Raw genomic sequence first — 24,295 nt, forward strand, 5'->3', positions numbered from 1 at the left:
ATATTTACAAGCACCATTTATATAGGGTCTATTGAACATTCATCTTCATAGGAAAAATTTAGCCAATTTTTACATGAAAGTAAAAAATAGCTGTATCCCTTATAGATATTAGCCTAACGGGGTGAAAGTTCAACAGACTCTAATAGATTGCTCTATATTTTTTTGGTATACCACACGCTACTTATGACACATCACACATACCTTACCTTGCCCATAGATATCGTCCATATCTAATTCAGGCTCACCATCAGGACGGAGCGGATTAACTTTAATCCGCTTTTTCATTTTGGCAATTCTTTTTTCATGTTCAGCTTTAATTTCTGCGACTCGCTTTGGCTCACTTAATTCTTCTAATGATTCACGTTCAGACCATGTAAATGGGGTCTGATTAGCCAGTGCTTCCTTCTCATAAGCCATTGCTTCTTGAAAGGCGTCTGGATGACGTTCAAGTAATCCCACCCACTCAATTTTACGTTGAAAAAAACAAAATGTGCAACCACTCCGCGTCCGCCATTCATAATATGAAGGCAAACCGACACCTGAGTTTTCCAGAATATCCATCACGCCTGCTTTATCAATCCCATCATCTCGAAATGGTAACTCAACGATAAGACTCTCATCATTGGAGTCATAACCGGTACGATAAGGCTCATCAGATCGAATGGCAACATAAGAATGAACTTCATAGCCATCATCTAAAAATTTTTGTACCCATTCCTGAAAGGGTTTTAGCTTCATTTTAATGGTACACCAGCGTGCTTGTGGTGAAGGTAGATAGTTATTATGCTGGGTGAGCCAAAAATCAAAATCTCGATCAGGATTAATATGCTGAATTGGCTTTCCTAGATAGCCCTCCAAATAAGATAGATAGGTATATACCTCTTCTAACTCTTTGCCAGTGTCTGTAAAGAAGTATTCGATATCTAATTGTGGATAGTTATCCCGCATATAAATAGCAAGCGCCGCACTATCTTTACCACCAGAAATACCAAGGACATGTTTAATCTTTTTCATTATGAGACCTCTAGCTGATCATCACCTTCAAGTTTATTTAAAAACTTAGCGATAATGGCGATTTGATCATTTAAGTCAAAGCCTTGATCTGCCAAAGCTGTAAGGATCTCTGTTGCTTTTTCTTCAACTCGTTTGGCATTTAAATCAGTAATATGAGCCTCGCGCACTTGACTCTTGGTTTCATTTGGCGACTTTGTGATAATACCAATTTTTTGTCGGTCTGGACTGGTATGAATATCGGCATTAACCTCTGCTTCCAAAAATTGAAAACAGTAAGCAGCAATCTGTTGCTTTGCTTTAATAATATCTTGATCAATCCATTTTTTTGCAGGTTTATTGCCTGCTAATAAACTAATCAAGCTTTCAGTATCTTTCATAGAACCATCGTATTTAACCAGTCTTGCTATAAAAGCATCCAGCAGATAATCGCCTGATTTGCCAAATAAAGATGCGGCGCGTTGATTGATTTCTAAAAATGGGTTAATCCCTTCTTTTTTAACCTTCAAATAATCAATTAGCTTAGTATTTATATCTTCTACAAGGGTTGGGTATTTATAATCTAACTCAAATAGTCCTGTAATGATTTTCTCTACCTTTTTATCATCATCATCATTGGCATTAAAGAATCTGGGCAGATCATCAAATAATAATTGGTTGGGGTCATTTGCTTGTTTTAGTATGTTGCGTAACTGTTTTGTTTTAGACGACAGCTCATTGGTACGTTGTATCCAAGGGTGCATACTATCAAAAATGCTGACCAGTGCTTGCGCAATGGGTAATGGTTCATCTTGTATGGCAGATTTTAAACGAGTAGCAAATTCACTTTCTAACTGCTCTTTTAAAACATGTACCCATGTTTGAGTCTCTTCTAAAAAGGATACTTCTCTAATTCCAACTTGGTCGGGGACTTTAATTAAATATTCAGCCAATAAATATTGCACCGTGGGTTTATATTCGCCATTAATATAATTAGCAAGGTCACTATGACGTGATAATATATAAGCAACATATAAAATCTCATGCAGTCCAGATTTTATACCATAAGGAGGCTGTTGCCATGCTTGATAAATCTGACTGGCTGTGACTAATTGACCTTTATTATTGGCAATAATGTTATCTGCACATTCCCAAATCTTTACAAGTTTTGGCTCGGTAGGTCTAGCGAAGTAGCAATTACCATCAGCATCAGCTTTATGCAGCCCATTTTTTAGCAGTACAGATTCATATATTCCTTTTTCTGGAGGATATTTTTCTATGGCTAAATTTTCTTCCTCACTATTTTCAATCATACGCTTGAGCAATTCCCGAATTGCCCCTTTAGCGCTTGGAGAGGGTTTATTACGGTTTACTAATTCGTTATTACAGATAAAGTATTCACTTACCTGTTTGTCGGCAATCTTTGAGGCCAGTGCTGATAGTTGGAAGCGATTTAGTTTGGCGGCTGTATTATCATTATCTAAATCTAAGTAAGTGCTGTACCATTTTGATGAACCAAGACTTTTATCTAGCAGTTGATTAAGCGTATCTTCAACTTCAACCAATCGTCCTTCTGTTTCTTGACGAGCAATTTTATCATTTAATAATCGCTTGTCATTTTTTAAGATATTAGTTAAGGCTATTTTATCTTTTAGCAAATCAATAATGGTATTGTGACTATCTAATATGGCAACAACTAGGTTAGGTAGGCTAGTGGAAGATTTTGTTACTGTCTCACAAATACTTAATGCTAAGCTTATCTCACTATCATTTTTAGGAAGTAACAGACAAAAATAACCCACCAGTGATTCATTGCTATTATTTTGCAATCTTAACAGTGCGTTACTGGTCATTTCAGTGACCGGAAGTAATTTCACCTCCATCCAACGCAGACTTCCTGTGTTTTGATAATGAGCTTTTGCCACAATGGGTTCAAACTGCTCTAGTTGCTCAAAAGGTAGAGAATCCAACTCTTGTAACTGTGATTTGATCGCCTCACTAAGATTAAAGTCGCTTCCTTCACTTAAAGAATAAGATTGGGTAAATTTACGATAAAAAATAATAGAAGCCACTTCTAGCGTTTCTAGTAAATCATTGAGCTGTGACTGAGGAATGCCTAGTAATGTTTGTAGTAGTTTTGGGCTGGCATGAATCCCTGTGCCATCAGCAAATATACTAATAAGAGAAATGATCTTAATCAGTCTAACTGCCATCTCATTATTTAGCTCTTCGTAACGCTGTACTGCCATTTGCGACAGTAACCACTGTTTGCTATATTCTGAAACTTGCAGCGTACTGTTTAAATTACTATCTAAGTAATCCCAAAATTGACAGGGAGTAAATAACGAAAAGTCTGTTATGCTGGTGTTTCTTAAATAATACCCAAAGCCATTTGGTTCGGCAGACATTAAAAAAGAAAAAAGACTGCGCTGATTTTGCCCAAAATTCTTTTTAGAAAGTTGGCACAGTAAAATAGAGACTAAAGGATGCAGGGGAAATACAGCTTGCAGTAATTGGGTAAGTTGCTCAGAGTCTGTCTTACGATTCATCGCAATATTATCAACCACTGCCTTAATTTGGGTGAGTGAGTTTTCACTGTGTTGATAGGTAATTAAACGTTTATCTTTAATTTTGATGACTTGACCAATTAAATGAATTTGCTCATCAATAGATAGCATGACCACACAATCAATAAATCTACCTTGAATTTTTAACCATTCATCATGAATTTTAGTAGATACTTGGCGGGCATACGCCATAAATGATTGGTGTAGCACACCAATAAGCAGAATATTACCTTGACTACGATTAACAAACTCAGCAAGTTGTTGTAAAAAGTATATATCTTCAGGGCGACTACTCTTAACAGCACCATCAAAAACTTTACCTAGCTCATCAATAAAAATCAGTACTCTCTGACCTTGTTTAATATTATCCGCTAAGGTCTCTAATATCTCACGACTATTTGCTTGTGGTGGTAAATCTAATGCGTCTTTAAATAGTTGTTCAGGAGATTGGGTTTGTCCAATAAGGTTAAGGACTCTCCAGCCCCCATTTTTAGCGTTGAAGTAATTTATAATGGTAGATTTATGTTTGTTACTTAATTTAGAAGTTGCTATTTTGACTATATCTTTATCATTATTAATCAATGCTTGTAAAAATAGTGCAAGGCTTGATTTGCCAGAACCATAGGGGCCTGTCCATGTAAAAGCAGCCTGCCCAGATTGCTGTATATGATGAATCATCTTAATGATGACTTGCTCATAGGAGATGGGACAATAAAAATTTTCAATGGCATGACTATCATTATTGTCATAGCTAATATTAATAGAACGTTGGAAATATTCATTACGTTCAATAAGGTCAATAAGATAAGTGGGGCGATTATGGATTGTATTCATAGTATTTATAACTCGATCATCTACCAAAGCATACTAAGATGCCATTGAGAGATTATAAAAAAAAGTCTTGAGCCAATAGTGGCGGATTAACCAGTGCTTAATAACTAATGCTTAAAATACTTAAGTCACTGGCATTTATAATCTTCGTGACACATATGTTTAATACATTGCTCAAATATGGTATGCAAATTGTTCCCATCAGTTATCTGAAACTGTCGAATACCTGCTGATTGTGTCCATGCTAAAGAGTATTGTGAGTCTTGAAGTTGCTCTGCATAACCTATGATTGCCTCTTCGTCTAACATAAATACACGCCCGGGTGAACATTCATCATAAGTACACATCTCTAATGATAAAGTATCTGCGACATTATGATGATTCTGCCAAAAACTAACCAACGCATAGATAAATACTGGCAGTGTCAAAGTATTTTTTTCACCACGCAAGGCTCTAATATTTTGCTTACTTACTCTCGTCAGTAGTCCTAGCTCTACAAGTGGCCCTTCTAGGGTGCTTTCAAAATCTTCATTTGCCTTTCGAGGTTTGGTGGTGTAGTTTTGAATAAAACACTCAATGTCTCGCTTAATGGTGGAGGCAGAAGGAAGGGTAAAATTATGATCTTTTAAAAACTCTTTGAGAAGTCGTACAAACTCTTCACGACTTAATTCTGACTTGGTATTGATATTAAAAAACCAATAATAGGTGACTAAGTTTGGATTGGTAACAAGAGATAAATGTAATAACCAGATAGTAGAAGGTGACTCTAAATAAGGGTCTAAGCCATGATCACCAAAGAAATTTTGGGCATTATAAAAATGATTAAGATGACGAGTTGCATCTATGCTATGTTCATCCGTACTATGCTCATCGGTTTTTGCTAATTTTTGAGTATCAGCAGTTTGATACGTATTATAATAAGCACTGCCATCTCTAATAATCATCGCCGTATGCGTTGACCAAAAACGTAACGCATTCAACATATTTTTACCAACCCCAAAATTAGCAATCGCTGTATCTTGAGAGAATACGTTGACAACATCAGGGTGCATCTCAATTTGATCGTATACTTTTTTTATCCAACCATAACGTAATGGAAAAGTATCATGTCCAGATAATATAGGTTTAATTTTATCAATATTAGATGAGAAATAGTTCATAAATTTCAATCAATCAGGGTGGGTATTGCTAGGTATTGCTATTGGGAAGACTCTCCAAAGCAGAAATAATTATCGCATGATATTATACTTATATCAGGTTAGATTGTCATATTAATTACCTAAAATCTGCGACCTAAATTTACTGACGATATTTTTTAAGATAAAAAATTATGAAAAACATATACTTAGACTACAATGCACACACTCCATGCGATAAGTTCGTGATTGATGCAATGAATGAGCTATGGGCACAAGCAGGTAACCCTCATTCTATAGGACATTATTTTGGTTGGCACAAACAACAAATGATAGATGAGGCATTATCCACTTTTGCAGAAATCTATGATTGTTTTGAAGATGAATTGTTATTTATCTCTGGTGCAACTGAGGCGAATAATCTTGCTATTTACTCAGGCATAAAACTTGCAAAACGAATGAAACCAGAAGGTAATACTCTACTGACCAGTCATTTAGAACATAAATCAGTGTTAAAACCTTTGCAATTCATGGCTAAAACACTTGGTTTGCATTTAATCTATATTAACATCACTACTGAAGGTGTTATTGATCTCAAAGACCTACAGAATAATCTTGAAAATAATCAAGTACTATGGGTCTCATGTACCATGACAAATGGGATTATAGGTACTAATCAGCCTATCTATCAAATCGCTCAGTTATGTGAGCAGTATGATGCTAAGTTGCATGTTGATGCCTCACAAGCAGGCTATCTTGATATTGCTTGTCATGATTTAAATGTAGACTTTTTAACGTTATCTGCTCATAAAATATATGGTCCTTCAGGCATTGGTTTGATGTATTCTAAATATTTTGAACATTCAGACTTTTTTCCTATGATTATAGGTGGGGGGCAACAAAATGGACTTCGTGCTGGCACGCTGCCTGTGCCACTGATTGTAGGGTTTGCAACTGCCGTAAAACGCTTAGAGGATTTAAAAGAATCTGAGACTATTGAGTTAATAGAAAAAAGACAACAGTTATTAGACGGATTAAGTGACAAGCTAAATATTGAAGTTTATGGAAATTTAGATGACCGACATCCTGGAAATTTATATCTATCTATTGATGGTATAGATAGTATGCAATTACTTAATAATTTACAACCTCAGCTTGCTTTTTCACTGGGATCTGCGTGTGATGGGCTTACTCGTGAGTATCCACTTTTATTAAAAACGATGGGGATATCACAAGCTAAAGCTGAAAGTAGTTTTAGAGTATGTGTTGGTAGAATGACTACATCAGATGAAATAGTACAAGCCATTGAACAAATTGTTAGTGTGGTGGAAAAGATTATATAATAAACTGCCCCGACTTTATTGACTAACAACTTTTAATCCACCACTTTCATACTAAAATTTTATATCACTTTTTTCTGTAAACTGCCTCAACCAGTCACTTAACTGTTGCACATCAAATGCTTGAGCACCATAACCAATGCACAACAAATCCTCGGGCAGATATTGATCAAATTTTTGCACTCTTTTATTAGGAATCAGCTTGGCAATCTCGGTCGCTGTAGGTAGGGGATTTTGAGCAAGCTGTTGTAAAAACTCGATGACTTGCTGATAAGTTGCCCCACTGACACAAATAACCCCTGCATAAGACTCGGCATCAAACTCATGGGTAATAAGTAATGCCAATAAGGTATTGACCACTTTATCACCAAGCCATGTCAAAATATAAACTCGCCCATCTTGTACCACGACTGCCTGACTATCAAGGTGACATCGCTCAAATGTCTCCAAACTCTCTGTAAATAAATGACGGGCAGTAGCGTCTATAAAGTCTACTTTTTGCGCCCCCACTGCAATGCGGTAATCTCCATTAACCAAAATTGCCAACATCTCTTGACGTACTCGGTCATGAATACTCATGCCACCACCACCAAAGGCAGGCGGTTTGCCCCCACCTTTGATAGCAACAACATCAATCACCTTTTTATCACTGTCTACACTGAGCACCTGCCAGCGTTTGCCACCAAAGATAATATGCTGTTTGGGCAGAATCATCGACTCAACAGGTAGCGTACCAAGGGTCTTATTACCTGCAACAACACGATATTCCTCTGGCGTTTCAAACACCGCATAAAAGGTGTAATGCCCAACCAAACGCTCACCCAGCACCCCCAAGACCAACTCGCCACTACCCAGTTGCGTGATTAGTTCATCCTCACCCATTTGTTTTAGCAGGGATTTAAAATGAGCAGGGGTTATCTTTTGAAAAATACCTTGCTTGCACAATAAACCATAAAGCTGATCTGCTCGAATACCGCCCCATTGTGCAATGGTTGCCAAAACTTGGTGTAACAAGGTAGAAAAGTGATATAACGAAGTATCGGCAGGCTCAAACCATTTATTGGCTATCAATAGTCGAACCATCGCCAAAGATTGCAAAAGCTCCAGCCGTAAACCATCAATTAAGTTGCTGTTTTTATCAAGCTGTCTTTCAGTAATTAACATGCGCAGTATTGATGAGCCACCCCGCCTACCCGAGCGCCCCAAGCGTTGACGCAAACTCGATACCGAATGTGGTGCAGTCACTTGAATGACAGAATCCACCTTACCAATATCAATACCCAGCTCTAAGGTCATGGTACAAATGGCAGTGGTGGGTAGCGACTCTTTTTGCAAGCGTTGCTCTAATCCCTCTCGTAGCTCTTTGGACAGTGAGCCATGATGTGGAAAAAACTCATTGGGTACGACATTTTTTTCGCACAGCTCGCTAAGCTCAGTTGCAATCATCTCGGTACGCTTGCGACTATTGGCAAACACCAAATGACTGCCACCTCGACAAAATCGATATAAATCTGCACATATTTTCATTTCGGCACTATTGGCTAACTCAAGACTTTCGCCGAACATTTGGCTTGGCTCAATATAGCCTTTAAGCTGGATTTTAATACTAGAGAATGCCTCTGATTCTTCGATAATCTCACAAGGTAGCGAGTGATTGGGTCGCAGTGATTGAGGTACATTAGCCAAATCACCAAGCGTCGCACTCAATGCCACTCTGGGGATAGGGTCGTCTAGTCTGCCCGCTATATGCTCCAATCGGGTCAGTAGCGACAATAAATGTTGACCTCTTTCATCACCCAAAAACGCATGAAACTCATCAATAACGATATATTGCAAATTGGCAAACGCTTGTTTCACCCAACTTGCGTCCCTGATTAATAACGACTCAAGCGACTCTGGGGTAATCAAAATAATGCCAGAGGGGGACTTTTTTTGTTTAATTTTACCACTTTTGGCACTGTCACCATGCCACGGGGTAACTTGTAAATCTAGCAAGTCTGCCAAACTTTGCAAACGTCGATATTGGTCATTAATCAACGCTTTTAAGGGGCTGATATATAAAATTCCAACACCTGAACCGCTGTGTTTATTGCTTTTTTCATGCCTTTCTTCATATCCGCCTTGATGCTTTTCTTTATGCGACTGATATATATTACTTTGTGCCATCAACGCACTACACGCAGGTAAAAAGAAAGCCTCCGTTTTACCCGAGGCAGTAGAGGCACTGATTAATACATCGGTTTGTGCAGACAAAATGGGAGCAACGGCTTTGCACTGTATCTCACGTAGCCCATACCAGCCTTGATTAAATAGCCAACGCTGTACCTGCTTATCAAGCTGTAAATGAGCATCTCTCAAAAGGCATTCTCTTTATTCTGGATTTAGATTTTGGATACTGGATTTAGGGTTCTGGGCTATAACTTAAAATCCGCCAATTCATCGTCAGCCTCATTACCCTCTGCGTCATCACCTGTATCAATCTCAAACTCCATATCCGATGGCATATCAGGCTCAATGGCAACAGAATTAACCAGTTGTGTCCACTCAACCTCTGGATTTTGGTCAATGACCGCCAACATATCCAAAAATGCCTTGATGGTATTGCGAGGGGTACGAAAATAAGCCTCGCCGATGGTTTGGCTACAATGTTGTAAAAACGCTTGTAAGGATTCATCAGGCACTAAGTATTTTGACTCGTCACCCCCTGCATAAACATGGCGTAAATTTTTAAGCAAAATATACAGCTCCTCGGGGGTTAAACTGGCTAAATGCAGGGCAGGTGAGGAATAATCAATCACCCCTGCTTGCTTGGCAAAGCTGTTGTCTGCCAACCGAGTTTGCAAGGCATCATAGCTGTATAAGCCTTTACGTGGGTCTAACAAAAACTCTGGCGTACCCCCCAATAAAAAGCCTAAATATTCTGCGGTGCCTTGCAAGCAGTCATTTAATATCCGTAGTATTTGCTCGTAATTACTAAGACGGGCTTGGGTACTATTGAGCTTATACAAATTAACCATCTCATCAAGATTAACCAATAACCCTTGATACCCTGCCTGACGCACAAATAGGCTCATTAATTTAAGGGCATCATAAAATGAGCTGTCTGAGATGATACTACGCACGCCCAAATCTCGGCGGGCATCGGTCTTGGTTGAATACTCCGCTCGTAGCCAACGAATGGCATTGATTTTTAATTCCTCATTACCCTGCTCATGACCTTGCCAATAGGCTTCAATGACTTTGGCAAAATCATAACCACCCACAAGCTCGGTTAATTGTGCCAACTTGTCTTGAATAACCTGACCAATGTCATCGCCTGTACTGTCTGCTTGTTTGCGTGCTTCGGTAATAAAGCGTTCAACCACACTGGTGAGAGCATTGCCATCTGGTTTGTTTCGGGTAGACAAATTACGCATCAATTCAGAATATAAGTTGCGGGCTTGCCCTGCGGAGGCTTGAATACGTCTATCAGGTGACAAATCGGCATGCACTGTCACCAGCTTTTGCTCTAAGGCAATCGCTCGTACCACACTTAAAAAAAAGGTTTTGCCTGAGCCATACTCGCCAATAATTAAGCGAAAAGCCGAACCACCATCGGCAATGCGCTCAATATCACCAATAAGCGCTTTTAATTCATTGATACGCCCAACTTGGATATGCTGAATACCTACTTTTGGGGTTACTCCTGATTTTAAAGATTGGATAATGGCATCACGCTCTTTGGCTCGAATCTTTTTATTGCTCATCTAATTTCCTTATTAATCGATTTTCGTTCATATCTTCTTTGTTGATAGCCCCCACCCTAGCCCTCCCCCAAAGGTAGAAGGAATTATTATTCCGAAGAGAGGTTAAAAATAAGTTTGCAATTGGAGAGTTGGGGATAAACTAAAAACTGGCAACTGCTACTATATACTTTTTGCCATCCTATCCAAAAATATTTTAAAGCTCATCGGTTATCTCTGCGACAATCTCCAAATCAACGATGATTGTATCGTCTTCTTCTAATACAGGAGCTCCCACGACCTCAAATGCCCAATCATTAATGGTTTCTATTGCTCCATTAATCATCAACTCTAATGATTGACATAATGCCATCACCTCTTGTTGTGTCCATGCCTCTTTGATAATGAGCTGTTGATATAGCTGACCATGTGCCCTATCCAAACCAGCAAATAATGGTGGCTCATCTTTAGCATTTTGGTCTTGATATTGGTCGTCGCTTGCAACGGCATCACTGCTTAACTTGTCTTGGCTATTTACACTTTGACTCTCTAGGCTTTGGTTCTCTACGCTTTGATTATCTACCGTATCATCAACCTCTTTATCATCAGCAAAAATACTGGCAAGCATCGCCTTTGCCTCCCCTGTTTCACTCTCGAGCATAGCCAATACATCAGCATCAAAGCTCAAGGTATTATCTGAACTTTGTGTGCCACTTGCTTTATTATCTTGAACATCAACAAGCCTCTTACCTATCTTTTGTGCTGTCTTTTTGCGGGTGGTGACATGATGAATGTCACTGGTCACGCGAGATTTATCCAATCCCAACGCATGATACAATTTTTCGATTTGTTTAATTTGCTCAGGCTTAACCGAGCCATTTGCCAATGCCACAGAGATAATAACCTGACTGATAAAAGCCATCTGACTGTCATCAAGGGTTGCCAATTTTGCTTTTAACCCTGTCATATTGGCAGGTGTGTTTAATTGCCATAACAGATAAGCAGTTAACGATTTTTTCTCAGTTGTACTGAGTGTATGGTTACTCTCAATTAAAGCCAGCAAGACATCGATTTCAGATTTATATACATGTCCATCTATGGTGGCAACCATTGCCCCAAGTCTAAGTGCCAACTTAACTTGATAAAAACAATCACTGGCAATAAATTCGCCATTGCTATCATTATCGCCAGTGTTTTCCCCATTATCTACTTGGCTATCACTATCCGCTTGGCTATTATATTGGTGTCCCCCTGCAAATAGCACCACATAATCATCAAATTTAAGCTTGCTACGATAATAACGCTGGTCAGGAACAATACCAAAGCCTGACAATTCTGCCAGATTAATAAGTAGCTCATTTTGCTTTTTGTTTAAGGCTTTATTCTCACTACCCTTTGGCAAGGGTGTATCCAAATGCTCCCATAATGCTTTGACAGTTGTTAACCCTTCATCGGCATCAATCACCTGCGTTGCCCATGCCTTAAATTTTTGAATAATAGCAGGATTTTGCTGTTCAACCAATATCTTGGGTAACAGCATCAGTGCAGACACATCATCGGCACAATTGCTCTCACGACCTACATAACGACTGTACGCATCAAGAGCATCATTACTTTTTTCTGCAATCTCTACTAGCTTATTGACAGGGGCTGTTAATCGGGTGGGATCTGGTAAGTCATCAAGGGTCAAATCAACAGTCATAATAGAGCGACTAGAGGCATGATAGCTAATTTTTAAACGGGTTTTGTTGGGCTTTACCACCATGCCATCAGCAAAGCTCTGTTTATAATAAATGTTAAATAACTTTTTAAACTCAGTGGCACAGCGTTTGGCAGGGGTTTTAAAATTATAATTATCTGCAAAATTTAACCATTGCCATGCCAACTTAGCTGATATGGGTTTGCCTAAAGCAACGGTTTTTGCTAAGTCTAATTTAAAACTTAAGTTAGCATTATTCGTTGGGACGGGAGCATCAGGCAAATGAGCAATTAAAGAGGTATCTTCAAATAATAGCGAGCGCGCCAAACGCATAAATTCTAAAAAATCAGCAGTATACTTGCCAAATGAATAATGCTCACCATAGATAACATATAAACGCATCACTTCGGTATAAATAGCAATGAATTCGGCATCACTGACTACCTCATTATTGATATTTTCAATGATACGACGTTCAATACCTGCAAAATAAATAAATACATAGCCAATGGGTGTTTGTGGGTGTGTTCGATCCGATGCCAGCCAATCTAAATAAGCCCCACGACACTTAGCAGATAACGTTGCATATCTTGGCCAATAACCCAGTGTGTCGTCACTATCAATCTGAGTATTACGGTGAATGACTTGTGGCGGTGCTACTGGCAAGCTGTCATCAATCATTGATGGCTCATTGCCATAACCGATTAATGTCTCCAGTTGACCACCAAAATAATAAAAGCCTCGTTTTATTGAGCGACCATGAATCACCATCGCCTCATGCTCACCTACCCAGCGACCAGCAGTTTTATTGCTAGAGTCTGTGTTATTTTTTGATGTTAGAGGGTGGATAAAAAAAGAGGCAAAGTTCTTTAAGTTGTATATATTCATGGTTGTATCAATCGCCTTAGAAATATAAATGATTGTTCATTGGGATTGAGCCAAAAACTTTGTTACAATAGCAAGCTCAATTGTACTTTTACTATCATCATAGAGACATAAAATAGAGACAAGGCGACTGAGACAAATAGTAGCATCTGTTGAACTTTCACTCCGTCAGGCTAATACCCATAAGGAACACAGTTATTTTTTACTTTTATATAAAAATTGGCTAAATTTGCCTTACTCTGCGTTAATGAACTGGTTAATATCCCGCTGTTATTAACAAAAGCTACCTGCGTTCCTTGCCTTGATTAAGTCACTGTTTATTAAAATCAGTATCTCAATTTTTCCTATGAAGATGAATGTTCAACAGACCCTAGAAGATGTGCAGATAATGTGGTGGTATAACCAACAAGGGCAACACTGTAGATATCTATAGATAAGATAGTTAGTCGTTTAATGATTGTTTGTCCATATCATGTACTTTTACTTATGCGCCTATAGCTCAACAGGATAGAGCAGTCGCCTCCTAAGCGATCGATTTGGGTTCAAGTCCCGATGGGCGCACCATCACCACACATATATTAATTCCTAAACTACAATAACTAATAACTACTCGTCATTAATGACCCAAACATAGTCTGCATCTTTTGTGGTTAAATCATCAATATCCGCCACCATCATTACCACCACACCTTGCTTTTTATGGGGTTGCTCATATTGCAAATCAGATAAATGAACAGGTACACCAACCGACTTTTGCGCATGAAAGTTACCAGTTAATAATAAACTAGGTGTGGCTGCCCCCAAAATTTTTTCTGCCATACGTCGATCACGATGCTGCTGGATTTCCACCATTCTATTAATCATTGCCATATCTTCATCACTGGCACTATCTAGATGATGGTTTGCCATAATACTATTTCTAATGGTTGATTTGATTTCTTCGGTAGTAGAAGCATTAGCTGATATTGACTGTACTGGCTGCGTGTTTTGCAGTAAAGCTGAAACCTCAGATTTACTTAAATTGGTTGCTACCAAATCATAACCATGATTGATGGGGTGCTGTACGATATTGCCATACAACCCCCAATCCCATGCAGGCTGCCACTGTAGCGATTTATTTAATTCAGCCAAAGTGACAGCGTGATTTTGTGCTACGTCATCGACTAATGGTTGTTGCGCTACTGTCAACATTTCAAGTAACAAACTACCTTGTGGACGCTGCTTATCCAGTGCAGCAAGCAACCAATATGCCAGTTGATGTTGCGCTTTACTATCATGATATTCACCCAATATCACATAATCTTGCAAAGCTAATTGTTGCACAAACTGTTGGGCAGTGATGGTTTTTTGGTTAGCCAAATCAATAATTTGACTGTTAGCAAGCAGTGGATTAGCCATTTTTGTCGCAGGCGGTGATGAAACAGCAGTTAACGACTTGGTTTCTAAGATAGAGACCTTCGCAAACGTGGTCGTACTTATTATAGTTGTGCCTATCATAAGCACACCCATAACCATCATTTTATAAAAACTTTTGCCCGTGATAACACCCATCAATAGTCACCCATAATTAAAATAACCAGTTAAAATAACAAGCTTTCCTCACCTATCACCATCATCTCTATACCAGAGAATATGATTATAAAAACATAATTTTTGCCAACAAGATAACAGTCAATACCCACACGGCTGGGCTAATTTCATCAAATTTACCTGTCAGTGCTTTGACAGCAGTATAAGTAATAATCCCTAAGGAGACACCATGAGCAATAGAAAAAGTCAATGGGGTCATCAATAACACCACCGCCACAGGAGCCGCTTCGGTCAAGTCCTCCCAATCAATCTCTTTTAGGGTAAATAACATCAATACAGAGACATAAAAAATTGCACCCGCAGTAGCATACGCTGGAATCATGCCAGCCAAAGGGGCAAAAAATAAACTCAATAAAAATAGCACCCCAACTGTTACTGCCATCAAGCCAGTACGACCACCTGCTGCCACACCCGCCGTACTCTCCACAAAGCTGGTTGTAGAAGATGTACCAAGTAAAGTACCCGCAACTGTGGCTGTAGAATCTGCTAATAACGCTTTATTTAAATTAGGAATATTGCCATCTTCATGCATGATTCCTGCTTTTTTTGTTACCCCAATAATTGTGCCCGTGGTATCAAATAAATCAACAAATAAGAAGGCAAATATCACACTGATCATGGCAACATCAAATGCCCCTGCAATATCAAGCTGCATCAAAGTAGGAGCAATAGAGGGAGGCATTGACATCACACCTTGAAAAGGAGTAACCCCAGCCAATACACTGATCAATGTCACCAATAAAATACCAATGGTCACTGCCCCATGAATATTTCTATGTGCCAAACCAATAATGACAAAAAAACCAATGGCAGCCATGATGGGTGGAAATTCATGTAAATTACCCAATGCAACAAAAGTTGACTCTTGCGAGACAATAATACCCGCACTTTTTAACGCAATAAATGCCAAAAATGCACCGATACCTGCAACAATGCCTTGTTTTAAACAATTAGGAATGGCATTAATCAACCATTCACGTATATTAAATAGGCTAAGACCGACAAAGATACATCCTGACAAAAACACCGCACCCAAAGCCGTCTGCCAACTATACCCCATGCCCAACACAACACCATAAGTAAAAAAGGCATTAAGCCCCATTCCAGGTGCTAACACCACTGGCAAGCGGGCATAAAGCCCCATAATAAAGCACCCCAATGCAGCTGCCAAACATGTAGCAACAAATACCGCGCCTTGATCCATACCTGCATCGGCTAAGATACTGGGGTTTACAAAGATGATATACGCCATCGTCAGGAAGGTGGTTGTACCTGCCATGACTTCTGTCTTTATGGTGGTGTTGGTTCCATTGATACCAAAGTATTTTTCAATTGCATTCATAGAAAGTCCACGGGCTGATGAGTAATAAGAGCGTCAGCGATTGTTAGTGACTGTTAATTTAGTAACTGTTAAGAATGTGTAACATTTTAACAAGCAACACATTCTAGTGAACTACCCCACTTAGTTCAACATCTTTATTATTTATATCTGCATACTCAAAATACGCTGGTCAATACCACAGGCAACATGGCATATATAAAATACAGTCTCCTCAAGTACCATAAATAATGCTGGTTCAGCACTTTTTATCTTTTTTTATTCGACAACTACGATTAAAATGCGCATGTGAAGACTACCTAGTAAACTAAATCGATAAACCAAGCCTATAAACTCAGCTTGCAAACTAAATTAATTAGCTAAAAATAATATTTATAGCATTGATACTCAAAGAGTTGTCAGTTATTGTTATACGGTTTTATTTGTGTTGATTATTTATACTACCCATTTTAGGATCTATTGAATATCTTCTTTAGTTAGTTTTTTATTCTGCTGTTTATATGTCATCATCTAAACAGTTAAATTTTTTAACGATTTTTTTAACTACCTCGATCGCAAGTGAGCTTTTCATGTCAGACTCTATCAATCTTATTGAACTTATTACTCAAGCCAGTTTTTTAGTTCAAATCGTTATGGGGCTATTACTACTCGCCTCTTTATTATGCTGGGTTATTATATTTCGCCTCAGTGCTCGTTTGGGATCAGCTAAGCATCATGACGGACAATTTGAAGAGTGGTTTTGGTCAGGCGCAGATTTAGCAAAGCTATATCATGGTGTCCAAGGCTCACCAGACCGCCACGGTTTGGCACACATATTTTATGTTGGCTTTTCAGAATTTCTCAAAATGAATAAAAAAAGCCAACCAAAAAATGATGTCATCGAGGGGGTGGAGCGTAAACTACGAGTCGGGCTTGGTCGTCAGCAGCAAGCCTTAGAATCAGGATTGGCAACATTAGCCAGTATTGGTTCTGTTGCTCCGTATGTCGGATTATTTGGTACAGTATGGGGCATCATGAATGCGTTTTTGGGATTGTCACAAACTGAGCAAGCCAGCATCTCTGCTGTCGCTCCCGGTATTGCAGAAGCACTCATTGCGACTGCAATGGGGCTGTTTGCAGCCATTCCTGCGGTGTTAGCATACAATCACTTTACTGCCAAAGCAGCAACCATTTATGACAGTCGAGCCCTTTTTTGTGATGAAATGACTGGCATGCTACAACGAGAAATGAACACTGAACCTGTCCAGCCAACGGCCATAAAACCTGTGACCACACCAACGGTCTAAATAAATAACCACCTAACTACAGTCACTATAATAAAGTAACTATAATTTAGTTATCTATTAATATATAAGTAGCAAATAAAAACTAAAAACAGAGTTACCCTATATACCCATATAGTTTAGTTACCGGTAATACTCGCCAGATTATAAGATAAATTATGAAACCAAGTCCTTATACTCGCCATAAAAAACCACTAAATGCCAGTATGAATGTTGTCCCCTATATTGATGTGATGTTGGTATTGTTGGTGATCTTTATGGTAACCACACCCATGCTAACTACTGGCGTGAATGTTGACTTACCCAAAGCCAAAACAGACAGCATCACCATGGGTACTCAAATGCCAGTGATTGTCTCTTTACAAAGTAATGGCGAGATTACTCTAAGCTTTGAGGGCAATACAGATTTACCCGTATCTGAACCTGAGCTTATTGACACTTTAATACGCCTGCAACATCAAGCGGGTGAAGATGGGGGGTTAAAAGTGATGATTAATGCTGATCAAAACAATCAATATGGCATGATTATGCAACTCATGGCAAACTTACAACAAGCAGGCATACAAAAGGTTGGACTATTAACGGCTGAGCCACTACCCAATCCTTAACGATATTAAAAATTGGTGGTGTTTCAAAAAGATAGTGTAGTTGCTATGCTCGTGTAGCTTAGAGTTAGAGAGGGATAGCATACTTTTATACTTTTTAGAACACTACCTAAAAATTAACTTAATTTTATGATTATAAAATTTACTGGCAAAAAAATTGAAGAGAGTCATCCATGGTAATGAGCCGCATGCCATCTGTTTATGTCCCTGTTGAGCCTGAAGATAATGGCTTAGGCATACCTATGGTGTTAAGTATACTAATCCATGCTGCAATCATTGGCTTTGTGTTTTTTACTCACCGTGTACCAAAAATGGACATTCCTGCCAGTATAGAAACCAGTATCGTCACACCAGAAGAATTGGCAGCGATGCAAGCGGGTATTAAAGCCAATCGGGCTGCTGGAGAAGAAGGCAATCAAGGCGAGCAATCTAGCCAAACTTTTGATACCAATCTCGCCACTAATAACAGCAACCGTGAAAATAACCGTAACCGTCAACCAACGCCCCCTCCCCCTGCACAAAACACTGAAGTTCGCCGTCATTCTGTACCCATTTTTATCCCAACCAATGAGCCAACGATAGATAATATAGACAGTGCAGAGATAGATACACGCTTAGACACCACAGACATTAAAGAACTTGAATACGAAAGACGACGGCAAATATTTAGTGAGCAAATGGAAAAAGAAGCTGAACAAAACTTGCAAGACTTTGCAAGTGACGTTGCAGACAAAAATATAAAAGAAAAAGAACGGCTGGGTGAACTAAAAGCCAAAAAGCCAAAAATAGAGAAACCAAAAAGAATTGAAAAAGATTTTGCACCGATTGAAAGCGGTGACAGTCATGCTACAAACTCATGGAGTCTCGGTGACGATGGTGATCCACTCCTAACGGGCAATACTGGTAATACAGGCAGCGCAAAAGGTGCTCAAGGTCGTAGTGGAGGATCTCAAAGTGGTGGTGGCAATATTGATGGTGCATTAATCAGTCATATTGAGCCTTATTGGCATCCTCCCAAAAATCGAGTTGGAGAAAGGGTTGTGGCAGATGTCACCGTTGATGCCAATGGCAATGTGCTTAGCATTAAAGTAAATTCAGCAGATAATGAACTCAAATCCAGTCTTGACTCTGCCATTAGAAACGCCAGCCCACTCACACCCATTCAAGGGACAGATAAACGTAGGCTACGTTTGCATTTTGTGGTTAAATGAGATGGATAAAAAAGAGATGAATAAAAAAATTGTCACAAAAATGCTATAGTGAACAACTAATAGCAAATTAAATAACAACATCCATTCTGCCATACGACAACACGCTCATGCTTGTTATACTGCAACAAACAGTATTGTAGAATCATACATCATATTTATAGGTAAATTATGAACAACTCACCTTCAAAAAAAACACCCTTATCGCTACTATCAATGGCACTTACAACCAGCTTAGCAATTGTCTTTTTGGGTATGACAATACCTGCAATGGCTGCTGATGACTTCGATGTTGAAGTCACCATTGCCAAAAAAGGAGAGGTACAAGAAAATCAAGTCGCCTTTGTCCCTTTTGCAGGTGATGCTGCTATTTCTAGTATTATCTTATCAGATCTACACACAACCTCACTAAAAGTAACCGCTGACAACCTACCCCAAAAAGCACACTCATCCAGCGATCTTGCAGGCACTTATGCCGCTTGGGAAAGCTTGGGTATTCCCTATTTAGTAATCGGCTCAACCAGTACAGATCGCGGCAATACAGTCGTAACCTTTGAAGTAATTAATATTGCTACCAAGCAGGTACTTAGAGGCACACAGCGTATATCAGGCAATGACCCACGTAAAGTTGCCCATAAAACTGCTGCCAAAATATATGAGATCATCACAGGCAAAAAATCAGATTTTGATGCCAAGATTGCCTATATATTGCAACAAGGTAGTGGACCTAATTCTACCTCTTCATTGATTGTCAGTGATGCCGATGGCGAAAACCCTAGAGCCATCGTTGATAAAATTTCAGGGCTAATTTATAGTCCTGCTGCCTCACCTGATGGCAACCTACTTGCCTATTCAGTACAGATGCCAAATAACCTACCCTATATCTATTTATATGATTTGCGTAGCAACAAAGTCACCCCATTAGTACGTCTCAAAGGCAGTAATTTAAGTCCCAGTTTTTCACCTGATGGTGGCAGTATTTTATTTTCCAGTACAGTAGATGGTGATGCGGATATTTACCGTGTTAGTACAGCAGGCGGTACACCACAAAAAGTCTTTGAATTGCCTTACGACCAATTTCAACCCAGCTATTCACCTGATGGTAAAAACTTTGTCTTTGCCTCAGATCACGCCAGTCCTAATAAACCTAAAATATATCGCGCTGACTTCTCGGGTAATATCTCGCGAGTCACCGCTGCTAACTATGCTGCCAATCCTGCTTATAGCCCAGATGGTACGAAGATTGGTTACCTCAATGGTAGATCTGCTGTGGTCATGAGTAGCGGTGGACAAAACTTAGTAAACTTTGGTACAACAGGTATCGATGAAGCACCGAAATTTTCACCCAGTGGTGAAAAAGTAGTGTATTCGCAAGGCAATAGTAATAACAGCACCCTAGTCATACGCTCACTAAATGGCGGGGCTGCCATCACCAAAAGCGTCAAAGGTGCGATTAAATCTCCTGTATGGATTGCAGCAGAGTAAATAGTAGTCATCATATTATTTATATCTGACTCTCAACTTCACTCCTTAGCCTCTCTCTTAAAAAAAGAGGGAGGCACTGGCTTTTAAGCTGCTGACTTTAAAGAGAGTTTCACATTAAAATCTTAGAATCAATGAATGACCAAACTGACCAAATATTTAGATTGGCACTGACACTGCTCACACTCACTGCCTGTTGCCATACTTTGACTGGTTGCCAACACATACAAATCGCACCCAACCCCATTCCTGTGGTTGATTATAGCGATGATAGTGATGACAGTGTCAATAATGACAACCAAAGCCAATACAGGTTAATCCATAAGGAATCCACCCTTGCCTAATATTGTTCATTATATTGATTTGATTGCAAAAATCGTCGAAGGCATTGGCGTTTTAATTATGTTTTTGGGATTATTATACGCCTTAGGCAAAGCCATCATCTCTTTGCCACATTTAAACCATACCCTCTATCTTGAGGTGAGACAAGCAGTAGGAAAATCTATCTTATTGGGTTTAGAAGTGTTAATCGCAGCAGATATCATGGCAACGGTTGTTACTGAGCCAACCCTAAAATCAGTCATGATATTAGGGTGTATTGTTATTATTCGCACCTTTTTGAGTTTATCTTTACAAGTAGAGTTAGAAGGACGCTTTCCTTGGCAAAAATCCACAACCAATACACCACCAACTCGTATTGATTAAAATTGATTACTTATATCTTGCCCTCTTATGCTTTATGATGGGTGAAGCTTCGATGGGTAAGTCTTAGGTGGCTGGGCTATTAACAACTCTGCTAAATGCTCACCAAACTTTTCAGCCGTTTGTATATCTCCACGACAAGGGGTTTGCTCAGGAGGTGCATCAATTGATTGTGTCATCAACCCGATAAAACTAGAGAGACGATTAATATCATTGCTGCTATGCCCTGTTGGCATAATGGGAAAGCCTGCCCAGTTCATGCCATGCTGCATGGCAAACAAACAAATCTGCTGTAATACAGATAATTTATCACCACTGAGTCCACCAGAGTTAGCAAAACCGGCTGCCCATTTACCTTGCCAGTTACGATGGAACCACCGCTGTGAGGTACTGTCCATAAAAGCTTTAAAATCAGCGGTAACACTGCCCATATAGACCGCACTACCAAAAACAATCATCTGCGCTGCATCAGCAAATTCCCAATCCATCTGATGAATGTCCAATATTTTGACAGCCACCCTCTGACGCTCAACACCCTCTGCTATTGCTTCTGCCACCCGTTTGGTATGACCATAATTACTGTGATAAATCACTGCGATTTTTAAGTCTTGCAAGCTTGCAGGCATAATTTTTATCCTATCTTTTATATTGCACCCTAATGTCATATACGACCTTAGCGTATTATCATTTTTTTATGATGAATGATGAATTATTTGTAGTACAGCCACTCAGCAACTGTAAAAAGACACTATCTATTGTCCTATTGTCGTCGCACAACAACCATTGCCATTCTGCCAGTTTGTGTCAGCTTATCATGTGTCATACGGCGGTAGGAGTAATAGTGGGTATCTTGATAACTACATGCCCAATGCACATCGCTAACCTTTTTATCCGCTTCAATGCTATTTTGCCGATACCCTTCATTGATGTGCTCTCTTATGACACCTGCTTGTTGTAGCTGTGCCACGGCAATACGTGGTAAATCGAGCCATGCTTTTTGTGACTCACTGCTGTGTGCTTGCACAAACGGTTGCATATCACCCACAAATGGTAATGACAATGCCATTTTATCCACCAATTGTTGTGATACCTCATAACAGCGTTGACTAATACACGCCCCTATCATGGCATGTATCACCCCTTGTTGTCTCTCAAACTGCGCCAGTGTGTTGGCAATCACACCATTTACCAAACCCTGCCAGCCAGCATGAATGGTAGCAATTTTATGGGTGTTTTGTTGCCACAAACAAATGGGCACACAGTCCGCGGTCATAATCGCCAACGCATGCTGTGGCTGGGTACTGATCAGTGCATCGGCTTCAACTGATTTGATACCCAATGGCAACTGCTCAACCTGCACCACCCGATTACCATGTACTTGCGTAAGCCAATGAATACAGCACACCTGTCCGAAACGATTTAAATACCTAAGCAGCGCTGCCCTATTATTTAACACCCGTGCAGGATTATCTGCCACATGCAACCCCAGATTAAATGCACCATAAGTCGCTTTTGTATTCGCTAAATTATCAATATTTGATAAATCAATACCTGCATTGGTTTGCAGCACCGCAACATACGCATCTTGATATAGCACCTCAATGGAGTCAATTGGGTGGTGTTGATATTCAGATGCAGCAGCCGATATATTAAAATGCCCCATGACTTTATCCTTATTTGGCTTATTCTTTTATTATCCTTAGCATAGCTAGTAATCACTAAGCATTATTTTACTACGGACTCTGACGCATCTGATAACTGGGTAATCAAGGCCTGCATATCCTCAGGCAATGGTGCAGTGACTGTCACAGGCTGCTGCGTATGTGGATGAATAAATCCCAAACGATACGCATGTAATGCCTGTCGCGAAAACTGCAACACAGCTTGCCGCTGCGCTTCTGTCATGCCAGCACGTAATTGGCGTTTACTGCCATAAACCCCATCACCAACAATTGGATGACCAATGTGACTTAAATGTACCCTTATTTGATGCGTCCGCCCTGTTTCTAGCTCCACATCCAGCAAACAATAGTGATCAGCCAATGGGGTGATGCTACGAATATGAGTCACTGCTGCTTTGCCTGTACTGGTCACTGCCATCTTCGTACGCTGACTGCGATGGCGACCAATGGGGGCATCAATGGTACGTTGACGCATCAAACTTGCTTCATCACCTGCCACCACACAGCGATAATGACGATAAACACTTTTATCCTTTAGCTGCGATTGTAACTCAAGCTGTGCCATTTTAGTTTTGCCAATGATTAATAGCCCTGAAGTGTCTTTATCAATACGATGCACCAAACCTGCTCGTGGCAAATATGCCTGATCAGGATAGTGATACAACAACGCATTTACCAATGTTCCCGATGGATTTCCTGCGCCTGGATGCACCACCATACCAACAGGTTTGTTAATCACCAATACCCACTCATCTTCATAGACCACATCAAGCGCAATATTTTCTGGCACATCTTCACTGTGACTCTCAAGTACCGCATTTAGTGCCATGTCATCGTTTACTTTTACTCGATATTTGGGCTTTGTGGCATTGCCATTGACTGTCAATGCACCAGATTTTAGCCAATCTTGCAATTGTCCCCGTGAAAATTGATCAAATATCTCCGCACTTAACTTATCAATACGCACCCCTGCTTGCTCAGATGTCACCACATGATGCATATTAATCTGCTCACCACTGACTTTTGCCATGTGTGCATTTGATAATTGTGCTGAATCAAAATCATCAATGTCCTCAATATCATTAATGTCTTCAAAATCATCGGCATCTATTGCAACTAAAATCTCTGCATCATCAAAAATATCATCATCACTCATTACGGTAGAATCTGTCTTCACACTATGGGTCATAAAGCTCTCAATTTTATAAACAACTCAAACTAACACGTCATCACA

General features: G+C 39.6%; 18 protein-coding genes and 1 tRNA gene. 8 read left to right on the forward strand and 11 right to left on the reverse strand.

The window, feature by feature from the left end; all coding sequences use genetic code 11:
* Positions 1-177: 177 nt before the first annotated feature.
* From FHK89_RS04855 to FHK89_RS04865, 3 genes are all read right to left on the reverse strand, one after another.
* Positions 178-1,014 carry a phosphoadenosine phosphosulfate reductase domain-containing protein gene (locus FHK89_RS04855; protein ID WP_230657390.1) on the reverse strand — a complete coding sequence of 279 codons (837 nt, stop codon included), beginning with the start codon at positions 1,012-1,014 and terminating at the stop codon, positions 178-180.
* Positions 1,014-4,391 carry a hypothetical protein gene (locus FHK89_RS04860; protein ID WP_230657393.1) on the reverse strand — a complete coding sequence of 1,126 codons (3,378 nt, stop codon included), beginning with the start codon at positions 4,389-4,391 and terminating at the stop codon, positions 1,014-1,016. Before FHK89_RS04860 ends, FHK89_RS04855 begins: the two co-directional genes overlap by 1 nt.
* Before the next feature lie 125 nt (positions 4,392-4,516).
* Entirely contained in the window at positions 4,517-5,548 is a 1,032-nt protein-coding gene (locus FHK89_RS04865) for a DUF4007 family protein (RefSeq protein WP_230657396.1), read from the reverse strand.
* Between the two features lie 170 nt (positions 5,549-5,718).
* On the opposite strand from FHK89_RS04865, the gene FHK89_RS04870 reads away from it, so the two are divergent.
* Complete coding sequence (locus tag FHK89_RS04870; RefSeq protein WP_230657403.1) at positions 5,719-6,867, forward strand: cysteine desulfurase family protein; 1,149 nt, start codon at positions 5,719-5,721, stop codon at positions 6,865-6,867.
* 51 nt (positions 6,868-6,918) lie between these two features.
* On the opposite strand, the gene FHK89_RS04875 is transcribed toward FHK89_RS04870, so the two are convergent.
* From FHK89_RS04875 to FHK89_RS04885, 3 genes are all read right to left on the reverse strand, one after another.
* Positions 6,919-9,222 (reverse strand): DEAD/DEAH box helicase, encoded by a 2,304-nt coding sequence (locus FHK89_RS04875; protein ID WP_230657412.1) that lies wholly within the window; start codon positions 9,220-9,222, stop codon positions 6,919-6,921.
* Positions 9,223-9,278: 56 nt separating this feature from the next.
* Positions 9,279-10,610 carry an ATP-binding protein gene (locus FHK89_RS04880; protein WP_230657415.1) on the reverse strand — a complete coding sequence of 444 codons (1,332 nt, stop codon included), beginning with the start codon at positions 10,608-10,610 and terminating at the stop codon, positions 9,279-9,281.
* A 193-nt stretch (positions 10,611-10,803) separates the two neighbouring features.
* Positions 10,804-13,173: a tellurite resistance TerB family protein gene (locus FHK89_RS04885; protein ID WP_230657419.1), complete on the reverse strand. Its 2,370-nt coding sequence runs from the start codon at positions 13,171-13,173 to the stop codon at positions 10,804-10,806.
* A gap of 485 nt (positions 13,174-13,658) precedes the next feature.
* On the opposite strand from FHK89_RS04885, the gene FHK89_RS04890 reads away from it, so the two are divergent.
* A tRNA-Arg gene (locus FHK89_RS04890) sits at positions 13,659-13,734 on the forward strand.
* A gap of 42 nt (positions 13,735-13,776) precedes the next feature.
* Here FHK89_RS04890 and FHK89_RS04895 read toward each other — a convergent pair.
* Positions 13,777-14,667, reverse strand: coding sequence for a ChaN family lipoprotein (locus FHK89_RS04895; protein ID WP_230657423.1), 891 nt, complete (start codon positions 14,665-14,667; stop codon positions 13,777-13,779).
* A gap of 139 nt (positions 14,668-14,806) precedes the next feature.
* Positions 14,807-16,102, reverse strand: a complete 1,296-nt coding sequence (locus tag FHK89_RS04900) for an NCS2 family permease (RefSeq protein ID WP_230657426.1) — start codon at positions 16,100-16,102, stop codon at positions 14,807-14,809.
* 566 nt (positions 16,103-16,668) lie between these two features.
* Between FHK89_RS04900 and tolQ the strand changes: the two genes are divergently transcribed.
* The 6 genes from tolQ (at position 16,669) to FHK89_RS04930 (ending at position 21,382) form a co-directional block, all read left to right on the forward strand.
* The gene (tolQ, locus tag FHK89_RS04905; RefSeq protein WP_230657428.1) at positions 16,669-17,385 is read left to right on the forward strand and encodes a protein TolQ; all 717 of its coding nucleotides are present in this window, start codon (positions 16,669-16,671) and stop codon (positions 17,383-17,385) included.
* A gap of 155 nt (positions 17,386-17,540) precedes the next feature.
* Entirely contained in the window at positions 17,541-17,990 is a 450-nt protein-coding gene (gene tolR / locus FHK89_RS04910) for a protein TolR (protein WP_230657431.1), read from the forward strand.
* Between the two features lie 185 nt (positions 17,991-18,175).
* Positions 18,176-19,198, forward strand: a complete 1,023-nt coding sequence (locus FHK89_RS04915) for a cell envelope integrity protein TolA (RefSeq protein ID WP_230657434.1) — start codon at positions 18,176-18,178, stop codon at positions 19,196-19,198.
* 168 nt (positions 19,199-19,366) lie between these two features.
* Complete coding sequence (locus FHK89_RS04920) at positions 19,367-20,680, forward strand: hypothetical protein (protein ID WP_230657440.1); 1,314 nt, start codon at positions 19,367-19,369, stop codon at positions 20,678-20,680.
* Between the two features lie 131 nt (positions 20,681-20,811).
* Positions 20,812-21,021, forward strand: coding sequence for a hypothetical protein (locus FHK89_RS04925; RefSeq protein ID WP_230657443.1), 210 nt, complete (start codon positions 20,812-20,814; stop codon positions 21,019-21,021).
* Positions 21,014-21,382 carry a DUF1622 domain-containing protein gene (locus FHK89_RS04930; protein WP_230657446.1) on the forward strand — a complete coding sequence of 123 codons (369 nt, stop codon included), beginning with the start codon at positions 21,014-21,016 and terminating at the stop codon, positions 21,380-21,382. Before FHK89_RS04925 ends, FHK89_RS04930 begins: the two co-directional genes overlap by 8 nt.
* Positions 21,383-21,414: 32 nt before the next feature.
* Here FHK89_RS04930 and FHK89_RS04935 read toward each other — a convergent pair whose 3' ends face one another.
* The 3 genes from FHK89_RS04935 to FHK89_RS04945 form a co-directional block, all read right to left on the reverse strand.
* Positions 21,415-22,005, reverse strand: a complete 591-nt coding sequence (locus tag FHK89_RS04935; RefSeq protein ID WP_230657449.1) for a flavodoxin family protein — start codon at positions 22,003-22,005, stop codon at positions 21,415-21,417.
* 134 nt (positions 22,006-22,139) lie between these two features.
* On the reverse strand, positions 22,140-23,042 hold the full coding sequence (gene pgeF, locus FHK89_RS04940; protein WP_230657452.1) for a peptidoglycan editing factor PgeF: 903 nt from the start codon (positions 23,040-23,042) through the stop codon (positions 22,140-22,142).
* Between the two features lie 62 nt (positions 23,043-23,104).
* The gene (locus FHK89_RS04945; RefSeq protein ID WP_442966558.1) at positions 23,105-24,217 is read right to left on the reverse strand and encodes an RluA family pseudouridine synthase; all 1,113 of its coding nucleotides are present in this window, start codon (positions 24,215-24,217) and stop codon (positions 23,105-23,107) included.
* Positions 24,218-24,295: the final 78 nt, after the last annotated feature.

Origin of the sequence: Psychrobacter sp. I-STPA10, assembly GCF_021012795.1 — a bacterium.
Taxonomy (GTDB): domain Bacteria; phylum Pseudomonadota; class Gammaproteobacteria; order Pseudomonadales; family Moraxellaceae; genus Psychrobacter.

Excerpts from the sequence above, each read along its gene's own strand:
- FHK89_RS04855 (WP_230657390.1), bottom strand. The coding sequence starts at position 1,014 with ATGAAAAAGATTAAACATGTCCTTGGTATTTCTGGTGGTAAAGATAGT.
- FHK89_RS04860 (WP_230657393.1), bottom strand. The coding sequence starts at position 4,391 with ATGAATACAATCCATAATCGCCCCACTTATCTTATTGACCTTATTGAA.
- FHK89_RS04865 (WP_230657396.1), bottom strand. The coding sequence starts at position 5,548 with ATGAACTATTTCTCATCTAATATTGATAAAATTAAACCTATATTATCT.
- FHK89_RS04870 (WP_230657403.1), top strand. The coding sequence starts at position 5,719 with ATGAAAAACATATACTTAGACTACAATGCACACACTCCATGCGATAAG.
- FHK89_RS04880 (WP_230657415.1), bottom strand. The coding sequence starts at position 10,610 with ATGAGCAATAAAAAGATTCGAGCCAAAGAGCGTGATGCCATTATCCAA.
- FHK89_RS04885 (WP_230657419.1), bottom strand. The coding sequence starts at position 13,173 with ATGAATATATACAACTTAAAGAACTTTGCCTCTTTTTTTATCCACCCT.
- FHK89_RS04895 (WP_230657423.1), bottom strand. The coding sequence starts at position 14,667 with ATGATAGGCACAACTATAATAAGTACGACCACGTTTGCGAAGGTCTCT.
- FHK89_RS04900 (WP_230657426.1), bottom strand. The coding sequence starts at position 16,102 with ATGAATGCAATTGAAAAATACTTTGGTATCAATGGAACCAACACCACC.
- tolQ (WP_230657428.1), top strand. The coding sequence starts at position 16,669 with ATGTCAGACTCTATCAATCTTATTGAACTTATTACTCAAGCCAGTTTT.
- tolR (WP_230657431.1), top strand. The coding sequence starts at position 17,541 with ATGAAACCAAGTCCTTATACTCGCCATAAAAAACCACTAAATGCCAGT.
- FHK89_RS04915 (WP_230657434.1), top strand. The coding sequence starts at position 18,176 with ATGCCATCTGTTTATGTCCCTGTTGAGCCTGAAGATAATGGCTTAGGC.
- FHK89_RS04920 (WP_230657440.1), top strand. The coding sequence starts at position 19,367 with ATGAACAACTCACCTTCAAAAAAAACACCCTTATCGCTACTATCAATG.
- FHK89_RS04925 (WP_230657443.1), top strand. The coding sequence starts at position 20,812 with ATGAATGACCAAACTGACCAAATATTTAGATTGGCACTGACACTGCTC.
- FHK89_RS04935 (WP_230657449.1), bottom strand. The coding sequence starts at position 22,005 with ATGCCTGCAAGCTTGCAAGACTTAAAAATCGCAGTGATTTATCACAGT.
- pgeF (WP_230657452.1), bottom strand. The coding sequence starts at position 23,042 with ATGGGGCATTTTAATATATCGGCTGCTGCATCTGAATATCAACACCAC.
- FHK89_RS04945 (WP_442966558.1), bottom strand. The coding sequence starts at position 24,217 with ATGAGTGATGATGATATTTTTGATGATGCAGAGATTTTAGTTGCAATA.